Origin of the sequence: Brevundimonas aurantiaca (assembly GCF_904830995.1) — a bacterium.
Lineage (GTDB): Bacteria > Pseudomonadota > Alphaproteobacteria > Caulobacterales > Caulobacteraceae > Brevundimonas > Brevundimonas aurantiaca.
In genome coordinates this window covers 299,846-315,433 of the sequence record NZ_CAJGVD010000001.1, presented here as the reverse complement: position 1 = coordinate 315,433, position 15,588 = coordinate 299,846, and the positions used below count along the sequence as shown (strand labels likewise).

General features: G+C 66.1%; 12 protein-coding genes and 3 tRNA genes. 5 read left to right on the top strand and 10 right to left on the bottom strand.

Annotated elements, in window-relative coordinates; translation table 11 throughout:
- Positions 1 to 46: 46 nt before the first annotated feature.
- Genes JMT67_RS01655 through JMT67_RS01645 form a run of 3 tightly spaced genes read right to left on the bottom strand, consistent with a single transcriptional unit; the run spans position 47 to position 1,646 of the window.
- Positions 47 to 691, bottom strand: a complete 645-nt coding sequence (locus JMT67_RS01655; protein ID WP_182713804.1) for an NADH-quinone oxidoreductase subunit C — start codon at positions 689 to 691, stop codon at positions 47 to 49.
- A complete protein-coding gene (locus JMT67_RS01650) occupies positions 688 to 1,299 on the bottom strand; it encodes a NuoB/complex I 20 kDa subunit family protein (RefSeq protein WP_152950061.1) in 612 nt (203 codons plus the stop codon). Before JMT67_RS01650 ends, JMT67_RS01655 begins: the two co-directional genes overlap by 4 nt.
- Positions 1,269 to 1,646: an NADH-quinone oxidoreductase subunit A gene (locus JMT67_RS01645; RefSeq protein WP_054765527.1), complete on the bottom strand. Its 378-nt coding sequence runs from the start codon at positions 1,644 to 1,646 to the stop codon at positions 1,269 to 1,271. Before JMT67_RS01645 ends, JMT67_RS01650 begins: the two co-directional genes overlap by 31 nt.
- A 204-nt stretch (positions 1,647 to 1,850) precedes the next feature.
- On the opposite strand from JMT67_RS01645, the gene JMT67_RS01640 reads away from it, so the two are divergent.
- From JMT67_RS01640 to JMT67_RS01630, 3 genes are all read left to right on the top strand, one after another.
- Entirely contained in the window at positions 1,851 to 3,482 is a 1,632-nt protein-coding gene (locus JMT67_RS01640) for an AbgT family transporter (RefSeq protein ID WP_054765526.1), read from the top strand.
- 95 nt (positions 3,483 to 3,577) lie between these two features.
- Positions 3,578 to 3,654: transfer RNA gene (locus JMT67_RS01635), tRNA-Asp, on the top strand.
- 82 nt (positions 3,655 to 3,736) lie between these two features.
- Positions 3,737 to 3,813, top strand: a tRNA-Asp gene (locus tag JMT67_RS01630).
- Between the two features lie 141 nt (positions 3,814 to 3,954).
- Here JMT67_RS01630 and JMT67_RS01625 read toward each other — a convergent pair.
- Positions 3,955 to 5,205, bottom strand: coding sequence for a glycosyltransferase (locus JMT67_RS01625; RefSeq protein WP_183215786.1), 1,251 nt, complete (start codon positions 5,203 to 5,205; stop codon positions 3,955 to 3,957).
- Between the two features lie 326 nt (positions 5,206 to 5,531).
- Between JMT67_RS01625 and JMT67_RS01620 the strand changes: the two genes are divergently transcribed.
- Positions 5,532 to 8,831 (top strand): autotransporter domain-containing protein, encoded by a 3,300-nt coding sequence (locus JMT67_RS01620; protein WP_201462516.1) that lies wholly within the window; start codon positions 5,532 to 5,534, stop codon positions 8,829 to 8,831.
- A 57-nt stretch (positions 8,832 to 8,888) separates the two neighbouring features.
- Here JMT67_RS01620 and JMT67_RS01615 read toward each other — a convergent pair.
- The 4 genes from JMT67_RS01615 to clpX all read right to left on the bottom strand — a co-directional run bounded on the left by JMT67_RS01615 (position 8,889) and on the right by clpX (position 13,564).
- Positions 8,889 to 8,964 (bottom strand) — tRNA-Val (locus JMT67_RS01615).
- A gap of 34 nt (positions 8,965 to 8,998) precedes the next feature.
- Entirely contained in the window at positions 8,999 to 9,274 is a 276-nt protein-coding gene (locus JMT67_RS01610; RefSeq protein WP_054766918.1) for an HU family DNA-binding protein, read from the bottom strand.
- A 109-nt stretch (positions 9,275 to 9,383) separates the two neighbouring features.
- A complete protein-coding gene (gene lon / locus JMT67_RS01605; protein ID WP_183215790.1) occupies positions 9,384 to 11,780 on the bottom strand; it encodes an endopeptidase La in 2,397 nt (798 codons plus the stop codon).
- A 515-nt stretch (positions 11,781 to 12,295) separates the two neighbouring features.
- On the bottom strand, positions 12,296 to 13,564 hold the full coding sequence (gene clpX / locus JMT67_RS01600) for an ATP-dependent Clp protease ATP-binding subunit ClpX (protein ID WP_054765523.1): 1,269 nt from the start codon (positions 13,562 to 13,564) through the stop codon (positions 12,296 to 12,298).
- Between the two features lie 194 nt (positions 13,565 to 13,758).
- Between clpX and JMT67_RS01595 the strand changes: the two genes are divergently transcribed.
- A complete protein-coding gene (locus tag JMT67_RS01595; protein WP_201462515.1) occupies positions 13,759 to 14,409 on the top strand; it encodes an HAD-IB family hydrolase in 651 nt (216 codons plus the stop codon).
- Positions 14,410 to 14,415: 6 nt separating this feature from the next.
- On the opposite strand, the gene JMT67_RS01590 is transcribed toward JMT67_RS01595, so the two are convergent.
- Both JMT67_RS01590 and JMT67_RS01585 read right to left on the bottom strand, forming a co-directional pair.
- Positions 14,416 to 14,736, bottom strand: a complete 321-nt coding sequence (locus JMT67_RS01590; protein WP_054765521.1) for a hypothetical protein — start codon at positions 14,734 to 14,736, stop codon at positions 14,416 to 14,418.
- Positions 14,737 to 14,809: 73 nt separating this feature from the next.
- A complete protein-coding gene (locus tag JMT67_RS01585; protein WP_054765520.1) occupies positions 14,810 to 15,457 on the bottom strand; it encodes an ATP-dependent Clp protease proteolytic subunit in 648 nt (215 codons plus the stop codon).
- Positions 15,458 to 15,588: the final 131 nt, after the last annotated feature.

Genomic DNA, 15,588 nt, shown 5'->3' with positions numbered 1-15,588 from the left:
CCGCCGCCGCTGTTCGCGGACGCAGGGATACGGGCGCCGTCAGCCATCAGCCCTTCACTCCAGCCTTTTCGTCGCCGGGCAGGACGGGCGCCGGATAGTCGGCGCCTTCCCACGGCGACAGGAAGTCGAACGTGCGGAATTCCTGCGTCAGCTTGACGGGTTCATAGACGACCCGCTTCTGCTCTTCGTCGTAACGGACCTCGACATAGCCCGTCATGGGGAAGTCCTTGCGCAGCGGATGCCCCTCGAACCCGTAGTCGGTCAGCAGGCGCCGCATGTCGGGATGGCCTGCGAAGATCATCCCGTACATGTCGTAGGCTTCACGCTCGAACCAGCCGGCGGACGGATAGACGTGGCAGACGGTCGGGACCGGCTGGACCTCGTCGGTGGCGACCTTGACCCGGATGCGGGCGTTCCGCGTCAGGGACAGCAGGTGATAGACCACCTCGAACCGCTCTTCGCGATCCGGGTAGTCGGCGCCGCAGACGTCCAGCAGTTGCTGGAACCCGAACCGGTCGCGCAGGGCGGTCATCACCTCGACGATGTGTTCGCGCGGCGCGACCAGGGTCAGTTCGCCAAAGGCGACCTGGGCCTCGACGCCCCAGCCGTCGCCGGCGAGCGCCCCGACCAGCTCGGCGCCCATCGGCGTCAAGGCGGCCTCGAACTGGGCTTGAACGGCCAGCGAGCTCATCGGTCGATGGTCCCCGTGCGGCGAATCTTCTTCTGCAGCTGCAGCAGGCCGTACAGCAGGGCCTCGGCCGTCGGCGGGCAGCCGGGCACATAGACGTCCACCGGCACCACGCGGTCGCAGCCGCGCACGACGCTGTAGCTGTAGTGATAATAGCCGCCGCCGTTGGCGCAGCTGCCCATCGACACGACGTAGCGGGGATCGGGCATCTGGTCATAGACCTTGCGGATGGCCGGGGCCATCTTGTTGGTCAGGGTGCCGGCGACGATCATCAGGTCCGAGTGACGCGGGCTGCCGCGCGGGGCCATGCCGAAGCGTTCGACGTCGAAGCGCGGCATCGACATCTGGATCATCTCGACGGCGCAGCAGGCCAGGCCGAAGGTCATCCACATCAGCGAGCCGGTGCGGGCCCAGGTGATCACGTCGTCCAGCGAGGCGGTCAGGAAGCCGCGCTCGCCCAGTTCGGTGTTCACCGCCTCGAAGAACTTGTCATGGACCTTGGGGTCATAGCCCTCGACCGTCGACCGGGCGGCCGAGTTGGCGGGAACCATTGCGCCGGGAAGCGGCGACGAAGGCGCGATCACTCCCATTCCAGGGCTCCCTTCTTCCATTCATAGATGAAGCCGATGGTCAGGACGCCCAGGAAGACCATCATCGACCAGAAGGCGAAGATCATGCCCGCCTGCGACAGGTCGAACATCGACACGGCCCAGGGGAAGAGGAAGGCCACTTCCAGGTCGAAGATGATGAACAGGATGGACACCAGATAGAAGCGGACGTCGAACTTCATCCGCGCGTCGTCAAAGGCGTTGAACCCGCACTCATAGGCGGACAGCTTCTCGGCGTCCGGATTTTTCGGCGCCAGCAGCAGCGGCAGGGCGATGAAAAGCACGCCGATGAAGGCGGCCACGCCGGCGAAGATCAGCACCGGCAGATATTCGAGCAGAAATGCGTTCATTCAAAGAACCTCGGCCGCCGGGGAGAGGCGGGATTCGGGGCTTCTTAGACCCAACGTCGGCGCGGTTCAAACCCCTGTGACGACGGGTTTTTTGTTGCGAATCGGTCGCAGGTTTTCGGGCTATATGTCGCAGGTGGGGCGCTTGCCGTCTTCGGCGGCGCGCGGCCCTACTGACGGCCTGATTTCGCACCCGAAAGTCCGACGATGAATCCAGCCGCGCGCCTTCTGAACACGGTCGAGAGGATCGGAAATCGTCTGCCCGATCCAGTCTTTCTCTTCCTCTGGCTGGTCGGCGGCCTGATTCTGCTCAGCATGATCGGCGCGGCCCTGGGCTGGTCTGCGGTGAATCCGGTGACGGGCGATCGGCTGGCGGCCCAGAGCCTGCTGTCGCCCGAAAACCTTGAGCGGCTGATCATCGGCATGCCGCGCACCCTGGCGGACTTCCCGCCGTTGGGGATCGTCGTCACCATAATCTACGGGGCTTCGGTGGCGGAAAGGGCGGGCCTGTTCGCCACGGCGATTCGCGGCGCCCTGCTGAATGCGCCGCGCGCGATCCTGACCCCGATCGTGGTTGTGACGGGCATGGTCTCCCACCATGCGTCGGACGCCTCCTATGTCGTGGTCATCCCCCTGGCGGCGGTCATCTTCGCCGCGGCGGGCCGGCACCCCCTGGCCGGTCTGGCCGCCGGCTTCGCGGCCGTGTCGGGCGGCTATGCCGGCAATCTGTTTCCCGGCGCCAGCGACGCCTTGATCCTGGGGATCACTGAGCCGGCGGCCCACCTGATCGACCCCTCCTATTCGGTGAACATCGCCGGCAACTGGTTCTTCATCATCGGGGTCGTCCTGGTCTTCACCCCCATCGTCTGGTTCCTGACGGACCGGGTGATCGAGCCGCGCCTGGGGCCGTGGGCGCCGTCGGCGGACGCCGCCGCCCCCGCCGCCTCCGAGAAACAGCCCCTGACCGCCGATGAGAAGCGCGGCCTGGCCTGGGCCGGACTGGCCCTGATGGGGATGATCGCCCTCTGGGCCCTGATCACCCTCCTGCCCGGCTCGCCCTTCGTCGATCCGACGGCGGAGCCCGAACAGAGGTTCAATCCCCTGTACCGTTCGCTGGTGGCCTTCTTCGCCGTGACCTTCTTCCTGACCGGCGCCGCCTATGGCGCCGGTTCGCGGTCAATCCAGTCGCATCGGGACCTGGTCCGCATGATGCGCGACGGCATCGCCCAGCTGGCGCCCTATATCGTGCTGGCCTTCTTCGCTGCCCATTTCGTAGCCATGTTCAACTGGTCGGGGCTGGGACCGATCCTGGCGGTCAACGCCGCCGCCGAACTGAAAAGCCTGGCCCTGCCCGCCCCCCTGCTGCTGATCTGCGTGGTCTTCGTCTCCTGCTTCTTCGACCTGTTCATCGGTTCGGCCTCGGCCAAATGGTCCGCCCTGGCTCCGATCGTGGTGCCGATGTTCATGCTGTTGGGGATTTCGCCCGAGATGACGACCGCCGCCTATCGGATGGGCGATTCGGTCACCAACATCGCCACGCCGCTGATGAGCTACTTCCCCCTGATCCTGACCTTCGCCCAGCGCTGGGATCCGCGCTTCGGCCTGGGGTCTCTGATGGCGACCATGCTGCCCTATGCAGGGGCATTTCTGGTCGCCGGCCTGATCATGGTGGCGGCCTGGGTCACGCTGGACCTGCCGCTTGGGCCGGGCGTCGGCGTCTATTACGAACCGCCCGCCCCCGCCGTCGCCGCCCAGGAGCCTGCTGCAGGCGGTCTGGCGGGTCCGCACACCCCGCCCCAACCGGCGGCGGTCCCTTCGCCCACAGCCCCGTCGCGCTGAGGCCCGTCTTATCGAAAAAGGTCGCTTGACGCGCTGTGTAAGCCCGCCTAAACGACGCCCCTCGCCGGGGCGCACAGCCGCTTCGGTCGGGAAACGCGGGTGTAGCTCAGTTGGTTAGAGTGCCGGCCTGTCACGCCGGAGGTCGCGGGTTCGAGCCCCGTCACTCGCGCCACTCTCTCTAGAAATAGATGGAGTGGCGCACACCGCCTTCCCACACAGTTTTCGGAACAACTCTAAAGTTTCGACCCAGGTACGCGGGTGTAGCTCAGTTGGTTAGAGTGCCGGCCTGTCACGCCGGAGGTCGCGGGTTCGAGCCCCGTCACTCGCGCCACTTCTTCTGTAACGAGGAAGCGGCGCGCCGCCCCGCAAGCGCGCAAATCCCCTATTTCTTGGAAAAACATCATCCCCTTCCGGGGTATGATCGGCGCTGACCGCAATACCGTCCCCGGAGACGGGCGGCGCCCGCTTCGGATCAGTGGACGGCGAACGCCGCCTCGGGCTGAACGAAGGCGGCCTCTCCGGTCAGCTCTCCATAGACCATGCACAGGTCTTCAAAGACGCGGTTCCAGGCGAACCGGCTGACCGCCTTTTCGCGGGCGGCGCGGCCGATGGCCTCGATGTCGCGGGCGAACAAGGCCTCGATCGCCTGGGCGTAGTCGTCGGCCTCGGCGCTGGCGGCCAGCTGGCCCACGGTCGAATCGACCGTCTCGGCCACGCCCCCGGCGTTTACCCCCACCACGGGCCGACCGCAGGCCATGGCCTCCAGCACGATCAGACCGAAGGGCTCCTTGTCATTGGCGTGAACGAAGGCGTCGCAGCTGGCGATGATCTTGGCCACCGCCCGCGGGTCCTTCTCATAAGGCAGGGAGATCACCCGGTCCTCGGCGGGCATGCCCGAACCGGCGCCGACCAGGACCAGATGATAAGGGGCGCCCAGCTTTTGGACCGCCTCGATCAGAACATCGACGTTCTTCTCCTTGGCGGGACGGCCGGCAAAACACAGAAGGCGTGCGTCCGGGCCGAGGCCCAGTTCCTTCAGCAGCCAGGACCGATCGCGGCGGTCGGGCCGGAAGGTGTCGACCTCGACGCCCAGCGGACGAATGACGATATTGTCCACCCCCGCCTCCTCAAGCCGCCGCGCGATGAAGCGGCTGGGCGAGACGACGCGGTCGAACTGGGAGAACAGACGGGCCCAGCGCTTTTCGACGGGCTTCTTGGCCCACTCGCCGAAATGAAGCGCCGCCAGGCCGGCTGGGTCCGAATGGCAGAAGCCGACGACGGGACAGCCGACCCTCTGGCCGGCCTCCAGGGCGCCCTGTCCCGGCGTATAGGGGTCGCCCGCCTCAATGATCGACGGCTTCATGGCCGCGACCCAGGCGCTCCAGCGCTTGACCGAACTGGGCCAACGATAGCCGTCTCCGAACGGCAGTCGCGTGGCGCGCAGCTGAACGATCCCGTCCGCCCGCGCCCTGTGTCGGGCGCCCGGCACGATGAGGGAATGGCTGACCCCCGGCCGATTGGCCTCGATCCACGCCTTCTTCGACAGCAGGTATCGCTTCACGCCGCCGGACCGGGGCGCGTACAGCATGGTGGTGTCCAACAGCCGCGGCCGCTCGTCCTGCGACGCCTGTTTCAACGCCCTCAAGGTGTCCGCCACCTCCACGTCCAGTCCGGGAATCAGACGAAGTTCGCTTTCGTGGACGTCGAGATCAGTCAGGGTCATTCGGGGGTTCTCGTCAGGTCTGCGCTCGCAAACGCCGAAAGGCGCGGAATGGATGCCTCATCCTCAGAGGCGGTTGACCATGATCTTCGCCCCTAGACCCGGCTGCGGCAAAGCTCAATAGGGAGCGAGAAAAACCCTCCGAACCCCGCCCATCACGACTGAAAATCAGGACCTTGGCCCGACCACCCCGCCCTTTCGGCGCCGCAGCAGATGGAGCGCGGCCTTGCATTCGCCTCAAATTCGATAAAGTTGGGGAAGGCTGGCCCGGACCCTGCTAAAGGGTCGCCTGCATCGTGATCGCGTGACCACCAGGGGTTTTCTTCCGAATGCGTATTCTGCTCGCGACCGCCGTGGCGATCGCCCCCTTGATGGCCGTAAGCGGCGCTCAGGCCGAGGTCGTCGTCTCGACCGCCCGGACCACCCCGATCCGCACGGCGAACGCCACCGGAACGGCGGCGGATAACGTCCGTCTGGCCAGCGGCGGCTCGGTCGCCGTCAACTCGGGCGCGGCCGTGACGCTTGATTCCAACAACACGGTCGATCTGGACAGCGGCAGCTCCATCACCATGGACAAGGCCGCCGACGGCGCCACCGGCATCCTGGTCAACGGCGGCAACACCGGGTCGGTCACGGTCGGCGGGACGATCTCCATCACCGACAGCCAGGAAACGGCTGACATCAAGGACACAGACGGCGACGGCGATCTGGACGGCCCCTTCGCCACGGGAACCGGCCGCTATGGCGTGCGGGTGACCGGGGCATCGCCCTTCACCGGCAACGTCCTGGTCGAATCCAGCGGCTCCATTACGGTCGAAGGCAATAATTCCTACGGGCTCGGCGTCGAATCGGCGGTGAACGGCAAGGTTCAGAGCCTGGGCACCATCCGGGTCGTCGGCGACAACACGGCGGGCGTCCGCACCACGGCTCCGGTCTCGGGCAATGTGGATCTAGCGGGCTCCATCTCGGCCACCGGCGCGGGCGCGACCGGGGTCTCGGTCGAAGGCGCCGTGGGCGGCGCTCTGAAGATCCATTCCACCATCGCCACCACCGGCTATCGCTACACCACCCCGCCTCCGGCGCGCCCCTCCACCGGAACGTTCGACAACGCCACCACCCTGTTCCTGGATGAGTTGGACGCCGATGACCTGCTTCAGGGCGGACCGGCCGTGCGCGTCGGCGCCAATGTCGCGGGCGGCGTCCTGCTGGACAAGGCCCTGGCCTATTCGGCCGCCGGCATCGACGGCGACGACGACAAGGACGGCGTCAAGAACGGCGACGAGGACGACGACGGCGACGGCGTCAAGAACCGCGATGATCTGGACCGCGACGGCGACGGCGTGCCCGACGCCAGCGAGACAACGGCCGCCCTCACCTCTCTGGGCGCCGCGCCGGCCCTGCTGATCGGCTCCACCGCCAACACTGTGAACTTGGGCGCGGTGGGAACGGGCGACGCCGCCTATGGCCTGATCAACCGGGGCGCCATCACCGGATCGGGCGTCTATTCCGGCATTCAGGGACGCGGGCTTCAACTCGGCGTGGACGGCGGACAGGCCGTGACGATTGCGGGCGGCGTGCGCAACGAAGGCTCGATCGCCGCCTCGGCCGTCGACGCCAACGCCACCGCCATCCAGGTCGGTTCCGGCGTCTCCGCCCCCGCCTTGGTCAACACCGGGACCATCCAGGCCGTCGTGGCCGGCAAGGGAACCGAGGTCGCCACGGGCGTTCTGATCGGCGCCGGCGCGAACGTCGGCAGCCTGACCAACACCGGAACAATGATCGCCTCCTACGGCGGCGACGACGGTTCGGCGACCGTGATCCGCGATCAGTCGGGCTCCCTGACCCAGCTGAACAATGCGGGCGTGATCGCCGGCTCCCTGACCGCCAGCTCCAGCAGTCTGGCGGACGTCTCCGGCACGGTCACGGCCATCGACCTGTCGGCCAACACCAGCGGCGTCACCCTGCGCCAGTACGGTATTCCCGCCGCGGCCGACAGCACTGCGACAGACACCGACAAGGACGGAGTGCCGGACGCCAGCGAGCCCCAGATCGTGGGCGCAATCAAGCTCGGCTCGGGCGCCGACACCTTCAATGTCGAGAACGGCACGGTCGTCGGGGACATCGCCTTCGGCGCCGGCGCGGACCGGCTGGCGATCAGCGGCGGCGCCGTGGTGCAGGGCGCGATAACCGACAGCGACGGCGCCTTGGACATCAACGTCTCCAAGGGCACGCTGAACGCGACCCAGACGACCGCCACCAACATCTCCAGCCTGAACGTGGGGGCTGACGGCGTCCTGATCACGACCCTGGACCCCAAGGCGGATCGCGCCGGCGGCTTCAACGTCAGCGGCGCCGCAACCCTGGCCACGGGCGCCCAGCTGGGCGTGCGCTTCTCTTCCCTGCTGGAGGGGCCGGAACGGTTCGACATCATCAAGGCCGGCACGCTCAACGTCGGTCAAATCGACAAACAGCTGCTCGCCGAGAACTCGCCGTATCTCTACGTCGTCGAAGCGGGCGTCGATCAGGGCGCCAACAGCCTCTATATCGACGCACGGCGGCGCACCGCCCAGGAGGCCGGGCTGATCCCGGTCGAGGCCTCGGCCTATGACGCCGTCTACGCCGCCCTGGGCGCCAATGAGACGGTTCGCAACCTGTTCCTGTCCCAGACGGGCCGCGACGGCTTCATCGACGCCTATGAGCAGATGCTGCCGGACCATTCGGGCGGCCCGCTGATGTCGCTGTCGGCCGGGGTGGACGCGGTGACCCGCGCCCTGACCGGTCGCAACGCCTCCGCCGCGCCCGGCGAGACCAGCGCCTGGCTGCAGGAGATCAACTTCTACGCAGACAAGGACAAGACCGACTCCTACGGCTTCCGTTCTGAAGGATTCGGCGTGGCCGGCGGCGTCGAGAAGGGCTCTAGCCTGGGCGCTTTCGGCGTGACGGCGGCCTTCACCTCCTCGGACATCAAGGATCCGGAAGCGGAGGCCGAAGAGGTCCTGTCCGCCAATCTTCTGGAGCTGGGCCTCTATTGGCGCGCCCAGGGCCAGTACTGGACCACCTGGGCTCGGGCGGCCGGCGGCTACGCCAGCTTCAGCGCCGACCGCTCGCTGGTCGCCGGCGGCGTCTATCTGAACAATACCTCCGACTGGCACGGCTGGACCGCCGCCGCCGCCGGGGGCGCCTCCTATGAGCGCAACTACGGCCGGCTGAACGTCCGTCCCGAAATCTACGCTGAATACTTCCGCCTGTCGGAAGACGCCCGATCCGAAAAGGGCGGCGGCGACGGCTTCGATCTGGACATCGATTCCCGCGACAGCCACATCTTCTCGGCGGTGGCGGCGATGAACGTCGGCTACGGCTTCGGTCGCGACGGCTGGATCCGTCCCGAACTGCGGATCGGCTATCGCCAGAATCTGTCGGTCGACGCCGGCGAGACCATCGCCCGCTTCGCCAGCGGCGGGCCGGACTTCATCCTGTCGCCGGACGCCGTCGAGGGCGGCGGCCTGCTGCTGGGCTTCCGCATGAACCTGGGCAACGAGCTGGGCATGCTGTCCCTGACGGGCGACGCCGAGCTGCTGGAGGACTATGTCCGCTATTCGCTGCTGCTGCGGGCCAGCTTCCGGTTCTGATCGGAGCCTCAGACCCAATGCGAAAGGCCGCCGGAGCGATCCGGCGGCCTTTTTGATTGGTAGGCGGCGACGGGCTCGAACCGCCGACCCTCTCGGTGTAAACGAGATGCTCTTCCAGCTGAGCTAGCCGCCCTTGAAACCAGAGCGGGGCTTATGCCCTCTGGGCGTCAGGCGTTCAAGGCGCTTTTCAGGCCTTCGCCGGCGCGGAAGCGGGCGGTGCGGGAGGCGGCCCGCGCTATGGCCTGGCCGGTTTGAGGATTGCGCGCCACCCCCGCCTTGCGCTCGATCGTGGTGAAGCTGCCGAAGCCGATCAGCTTGACGTCGTGACCGTGAGACAGGGCCTCGACAACACCGTCGGTGAAGGCCTCCAGCGCCGCCTTGGCCTGGTCCCGACTGATGTTCGCCGCCGTCGCCATGCGACCGATGAGTTCCGCTTTCGTCATCGTCATCCCTCCAAACGGTCAGTAAACGTCCGATAGGCGCTCGCGTCAAAAGCGAAAACGCCGCCGACGGGCTGTCGGCGGCGTTCCGGCGTGCGACTTAAGTCGCGTTTCAGTGGCTGACGGCCGCCGTAGCGCCCTCCGCGGGGGGAACGGGCGTCGGCAGGGGTTCAGCCGTCTCGTCCCATTCGACCGGGGTCAGGGCGCCGACCAGGGCCCATTTCAGGGCCTCGTCCGCTGTGGAAATCGGCACGATCTCCAGACCTGACTTCACATTGTCCGGCACGTCGGCGAGGTCCTTTTCGTTCTCCTGGGGGATCAGCACCGTCTTGACCCCGGAACGCAGGGCCGCGAGCAGCTTCTCCTTCAGGCCGCCGATGGCGGTGACGCGGCCGCGCAGGGTGATCTCGCCGGTCATGGCGATGTCCTTGCGGATCGGCACGCCCGTCAGGACCGAGACCATGGCCACGGTCATGGCGACGCCGGCGGACGGACCGTCCTTGGGCGTGGCGCCGTCCGGCACGTGGACGTGGATGTCGGTTTTCTCGAACACCGGCGGCTTGACGCCGAAGTCCAGAGCCCGCGAACGGACATAGGAGGCCGCCGCCGAGATCGACTCCTTCATCACGTCCTTGAGGTTGCCGGTCACGGTCATGCGGCCGCGACCGGGCATCTTGATCGCCTCGATGGTCAGGATGTCGCCGCCGAACTCGGTCCAGGCCAGGCCGGTGACGATGCCGACCTGATCCTCCTCATCCGTCTCGCCGTAGCGGAACTTCTTCACCCCGGCGTATTCGGCCAGTTTTTCCGCATCGACGGTGATCGAGGCGGCCCCAGTCTTGGCCATTTCGCGAACGGCCTTGCGGGCCAGACCGCCCAGGGCCCGCTCCAGCGACCGCACCCCGGCCTCACGGGTATAGTAGCGGATCAGGTCGCGGATGGTCTCTTCCGGAACGACCAGCTCGCCGTCCTTCAGGCCGTGATCCTTCATCTGTTTGGGCAGGACGTGACGCTTGGCGATCTCGACCTTCTCGTCTTCGGTGTAGCCGGAGACCCGGATGATCTCCATCCGGTCCATTAGCGGCTGCGGCATGTTCAGGCTGTTCGCGGTGGTCACGAACATGACCTGGGACAGGTCGTAGTCCACCTCCAGATAGTGGTCGCCGAAGGTCGAGTTCTGGGCCGGGTCCAGCACTTCCAGCAGGGCCGAGGACGGATCGCCGCGCCAGTCGGCGCCCAGTTTGTCGATCTCGTCCAGCAGGACGAAGGCGTTGGTGGTCTTGGCCTTCTTCATCGACTGGATGATCTTGCCGGGCATGGAGCCGATATAGGTCCGGCGGTGGCCGCGGATTTCGCTCTCGTCGCGCACGCCGCCCAGCGACATGCGGACATATTCACGGCCCGTGGCCTTGGCGATGGACTTGGCCAGAGAGGTCTTGCCGACGCCGGGAGGACCGACGAGGCACAGGATCGGCCCCTTCAGGCTGCCGGTGCGGGCCTGGACGGCCAGATATTCGATGATCCGTTCCTTGACCTTCTCCAGGCCGAAGTGGTCCTCCTCGAGGATCTCTTCCGCCCGCACCAGGTCGATCGGCTTCTGCTTGGCCTTGCCCCACGGCACGGACAGCAGCCAGTCGAGGTAGTTGCGCACCACCGTCGATTCGGCCGACATCGGCGACATGTTGCGCAGCTTCTTGACCTCGGCCTCGGCCTTGGTCCGGGCCTCCTTGGACAGGCGCGTCTTACGGATGCGCTTCTCCAGGTCCATGATTTCGTCGCGCGCGTCGTCGGTCTCGCCCAGCTCGCGCTGGATCGCCTTCATCTGCTCGTTCAGATAATATTCGCGCTGGGTCTTCTCCATCTGACGCTTCACGCGCGAGCGGATCTTCTTCTCGACCTGCAGGACGGAGATTTCCCCCTCCATCAGGCCATAGACCTTCTCCAGCCGCTTGGGCACGTCGATGGTTTCAAGCAGACCCTGTTTGTCGATGATCTTGACCGACAGGTGGGCCGCGACCGAGTCCGCCAGTTTGGAGGCGTCGGTGATCTGGGGGATGGAGCTGAGGGCCTCGGGCGGCACCTTCTTGTTCAGCTTCACATAGTTTTCGAACTGCTCGACCACGGCGCGCAGCATGGCCTCGGCCTGAGAGGTCTCGCCCGGCTCGTCCTCGATCTCGACGGCCTCGGCCTCGAAATAGTCGGTGCGGTCGGTGAAGCGGGTCAGGCGGGCGCGGCCCTTGCCCTCGACTAGGACCTTGACCGTGCCGTCCGGCAGCTTCAGCAGCTGCAGGACGCTGGCCAGGACGCCGATGGGATAGATGGCGTCGGGCGACGGGTCGTCGTCAACGCTGTTCTTCTGGGTCGCCAGAAGGATCTGCTTTTCGCCCTTCATGATCTCGTCGAGGGCCTTCACCGATTTTTCGCGGCCCACGAAGAGCGGCACGACCATGTGCGGAAAGACCACGATGTCTCTCAACGGCAGGACGGGCAGGATCTTGGTGTCAGTCATGATGCGTACTCCTGGGCCATTGGTGATCGCCGGCCCGCCGCCACGGTCGCCCGGGCAAGAGGCCCGACCAGCGCGTGACGACCCGTCGATTCCGACGGCGTTCGAATGAGTATGTGGTTTGAAAGACCTGCGGTTCAAGCGTGGCCGCCCATCCGCCCACATGCACGTGTCTTTCAGCCCACGCCGCCGGCGTCTGCGGCCGGTCGGCGCGCGGTTTTCGGACGGCTGAAAAACAGTGTCCGATGTGTCCGATGTGTCCGATTTGAAAGTCACCTCCGTCACGCCTCTGCGCCGCCTCGGCTGATCCCGCCAGCATAAGCCGCCCCGGCGCCGCGACGGGTCGATCAGCGCCTGGGATCGACAAAGCTCTGATTTTCAACGGGGCGAGTTGCAGAAATGCGCGGCCGACGCGGGCTCGGAATGGGACATCTTCCCCCGCTTGCGAGGGAGGGTCTTAAAAGAAAAGGGCCGGAGCGGCGTCGCTCCGGCCCTTGTGACGTTCAGCGGCGGCTCGATCAGGCGGCGCCGTCGGCCTTCTTCTTGGAGGCTTCGGAATAGATCAGCAGGGGCTGGGCCTTGCCGTCGATGACCTCGGCGTTGACCACCACCTCCTCGACGCCTTCGAAGGTCGGCAGTTCGAACATGGTCTCCAGCAGAATGCCTTCCAGGATCGAACGCAGGCCGCGCGCGCCGGTCTTGCGGGTGATGGCCTTCTTGGCGACGGCGATCAGGGCGTCGTCGGTGAAGGTCAGTTCGACATTCTCCATCTCGAACAGACGCTTGTACTGTTTGACCAGGGCGTTCTTGGGCTCGGTCAGGATGGTGACCAGGGCCGTTTCGTCCAGATCCTCCAGCGTCGCCAGGACAGGCAGACGGCCGATGAACTCGGGGATCAGGCCGAAACGCATCAGGTCGTCAGGCTCCACCCCCTTGAGGATGTCGCCGGTGCGGCGCTCGTCGATTTCCTTGACCTTGGCGCCGAAGCCGATCGAGGCCCCCTCGCCGCGCGCCGAGATCACCTTCTCCAGCCCGGCGAAGGCGCCGCCCACGATGAAGAGGATGTTGGCGGTGTCGACCTGCAGGAACTCCTGCTGCGGATGTTTGCGGCCGCCTTGCGGAGGCACGGAGGCGACGGTGCCTTCCATGATCTTCAGCAGGGCCTGCTGCACGCCCTCGCCCGAGACGTCGCGGGTGATCGAGGGATTGTCCGACTTGCGGCTGATCTTGTCGATTTCGTCGATGTAGACGATGCCGCGCTGGGCCCGTTCGACATTGTAATCCGACGCCTGGAGCAGCTTCAGGATGATGTTCTCGACGTCCTCGCCCACATAGCCGGCCTCGGTCAGCGTCGTGGCGTCGGCCATGGTGAAGGGCACGTCGATGATGCGGGCCAGGGTCTGGGCCAACAGCGTCTTGCCCGAACCGGTCGGCCCGATCAGCATGATGTTCGACTTGGCCAGTTCGACATCGTTGTTCTTCGTCGCGTGGTTCAGACGCTTGTAATGGTTGTGGACGGCGACCGACAGCACCTTCTTGGCGTGCGACTGGCCGATGACGTAATCGTCCAGGACGTCGCGAATCTCCTTGGGCGTGGGGACGCCGTCGCTCGTCTTCTTGAAGCCGATCTTGTGCTCTTCACGGATGATGTCCATGCACAGTTCGACACATTCATCGCAGATGAAGACGGTCGGGCCCGCAATCAGTTTGCGGACTTCGTGCTGGCTCTTTCCGCAGAACGAGCAGTACAGGGTGCTTTTGGCGTCAGAGCCGGCTGCTTTGGTCATAGACCCTTATCTCACTCCCGCGGAGCGGACCGAAATGGCCAGCTACGCGCTTCCTCCGCGTTGATTCCAGCATTCTGGACGCAAAGGTCTTCAAAAAATGACAATCACCCATCCCACGTTCCACGACAACCCCGAAGGCGGAGGGGCGAGGTCACGGAAAGGGGATGGATCAGTGTCGTTGGGGATCACGGCGAATGTCTGACATGGGAAGCGTGCAGGATTTACGCCAGTCCCGGATCAATTCGGAACAGCCGCTCGTCGCCTTCGACTTCGACGGCACCCTGACGATTCGCGACAGTTTCACGCAGTTTCTGCGCTGGAAGGCCGGTCCGGGCGGCTGGGCCCTGGGCCTGGTCAAGCTGGCGCCGGCCCTGGCGGCCTATGGGCGGGATCGCGATCGGGGGCGGATCAAGGCCGCCTCGGTCAAGGAATTCCTGGCCGGCATGGACCGGCAAAGCCTGGAGGCCGAGGCGGAACGGTTCGCCGACCTGGTCTGGGGCCGCTTCATGCGGCCGGACGCCCTGAAGGTCTGGAACGAGTGGGGCGAGCGCGGCGCCCATCGCGTGATCGTGACCGCCTCGCCCGAGACGACGGTTGAGCCCTTCGCGCGGCGGCTGGGCGCCGAGGCCCTTCTGGGAACCCCCCTGACCTTCGACGCCGAGGGCCGTGTGACCGGCGCCTTCGACGGCGCCAACTGCCGGGGCGAGGAGAAGGTGCGACGGCTGAAGGCCGCTTATGGCGAGGATCTGGTCCTGACCGCCGCCTATGGCGACACCTCCGGCGACGCGGAAATGCTGGCCCTCGCCCAGTCGCCGGGGTTCCGGGTCTTCACCCAGCGGCCCTGAACGGCTTCAGCGGCCGTCGGCGTCCACGTCGAAGACCATGGCCTTGCCGCGCGAGGTCGGGTCCCAGCCCGCCTCGATGGCGGCGGTGACGGCGTTGCGCACCGCATCGACATTGACCCGCTGCTTCTCCACGTCCGGCCGGCCGTTGGGACGCAAGGGCGGCGGAAACTGGATGATGGCCTCGCGCTTGAAATCCACATGGCGCAGGGAGACGGCCATCCCCTCCCACACCGCACCGCCGACGGGGCGCGGCTGACGACGGATTTCCCAGGCGTAGGTCTCGCCCTCCACCTCGATCGTGCCTGAGGGGTCTCTTGTGAACTGCATCTCGGTTCCGATGGACGAAAAGAAAGGGGCGCGCCGCCAGGACGCGCCCCCTCATTCTAGCTGAAAACGGGGCTCAGGCGCCGGGCGTCTTTATGCCGTCGGCGTCGGCCTGTTCGCGCCGGTCATAGACGTGGTCGACGATGCCCCAGGCCTTGGCCTCTTCGGCCGACATGAAGTGGTCGCGGTCCAGGGTGCGCTCCACCTCTTCATAGGTGCGGCCGGTGTGGTGGACGTAGATCTCGTTCAGCCGCTTCTTGGTGTAGCGGATGTCCTCGGCGTGGCGCTCGATGTCCGAGGCCTGGCCGCGGAAGCCGCCGGAGGGCTGGTGCACCATGACCCGGGCGTTCGGCAGGGCGATCCGCTGGCCCGCCTCGCCGGCCGTCAGGATCAGGGAGCCGGCCGAGGCCGCCATGCCCATGACCACGGTCGAGACCGGGCTCTTGATGTATTGCATGGTGTCGTAGATCGCCAGCGCCGAGGTCACCTGACCGCCGGGGCTGTTGATGTACATGGAGATCTCCTTCTTGGGGTTCTCCGACTCCAGGAACAGCAGCTGGGCGCAAATCAAGGAGGCCATGCCGTCCTCGAACGGCCCCGTCAGGAAGATGATCCGCTCGCGCAGCAGGCGCGAGAAGATGTCGAAGGAGCGCTCGCCCCGGCTGGACTGCTCGACCACCATGGGGACGAGGTTCATGTTCATCAGTTCGATCGGATCGCGCATTGAGCCTTCTCAAGAATGCAGGGAGCGCGCGACTCGCAGTCGCTCGCCTTGTTGTTCTGCATATCGCGTTATGAAGGCCGCCTTACAAGGCGCCCCCTTCGATACGAAAAAGGCGGAGGTCGTCGACCTCC

Bases quoted from the DNA above. Each gene is read 5' to 3' on its own strand.
- JMT67_RS01655 (WP_182713804.1), bottom strand. From the start codon at position 691: ATGAGCTCGCTGGCCGTTCAAGCCCAGTTCGAGGCCGCCTTGACGCCG.
- JMT67_RS01650 (WP_152950061.1), bottom strand. From the start codon at position 1,299: ATGGAAGAAGGGAGCCCTGGAATGGGAGTGATCGCGCCTTCGTCGCCG.
- JMT67_RS01645 (WP_054765527.1), bottom strand. From the start codon at position 1,646: ATGAACGCATTTCTGCTCGAATATCTGCCGGTGCTGATCTTCGCCGGC.
- JMT67_RS01640 (WP_054765526.1), top strand. From the start codon at position 1,851: ATGAATCCAGCCGCGCGCCTTCTGAACACGGTCGAGAGGATCGGAAAT.
- JMT67_RS01625 (WP_183215786.1), bottom strand. From the start codon at position 5,205: ATGACCCTGACTGATCTCGACGTCCACGAAAGCGAACTTCGTCTGATT.
- JMT67_RS01620 (WP_201462516.1), top strand. From the start codon at position 5,532: ATGCGTATTCTGCTCGCGACCGCCGTGGCGATCGCCCCCTTGATGGCC.
- JMT67_RS01610 (WP_054766918.1), bottom strand. From the start codon at position 9,274: ATGACGAAAGCGGAACTCATCGGTCGCATGGCGACGGCGGCGAACATC.
- lon (WP_183215790.1), bottom strand. From the start codon at position 11,780: ATGACTGACACCAAGATCCTGCCCGTCCTGCCGTTGAGAGACATCGTG.
- clpX (WP_054765523.1), bottom strand. From the start codon at position 13,564: ATGACCAAAGCAGCCGGCTCTGACGCCAAAAGCACCCTGTACTGCTCG.
- JMT67_RS01595 (WP_201462515.1), top strand. From the start codon at position 13,759: ATGTCTGACATGGGAAGCGTGCAGGATTTACGCCAGTCCCGGATCAAT.
- JMT67_RS01590 (WP_054765521.1), bottom strand. From the start codon at position 14,736: ATGCAGTTCACAAGAGACCCCTCAGGCACGATCGAGGTGGAGGGCGAG.
- JMT67_RS01585 (WP_054765520.1), bottom strand. From the start codon at position 15,457: ATGCGCGATCCGATCGAACTGATGAACATGAACCTCGTCCCCATGGTG.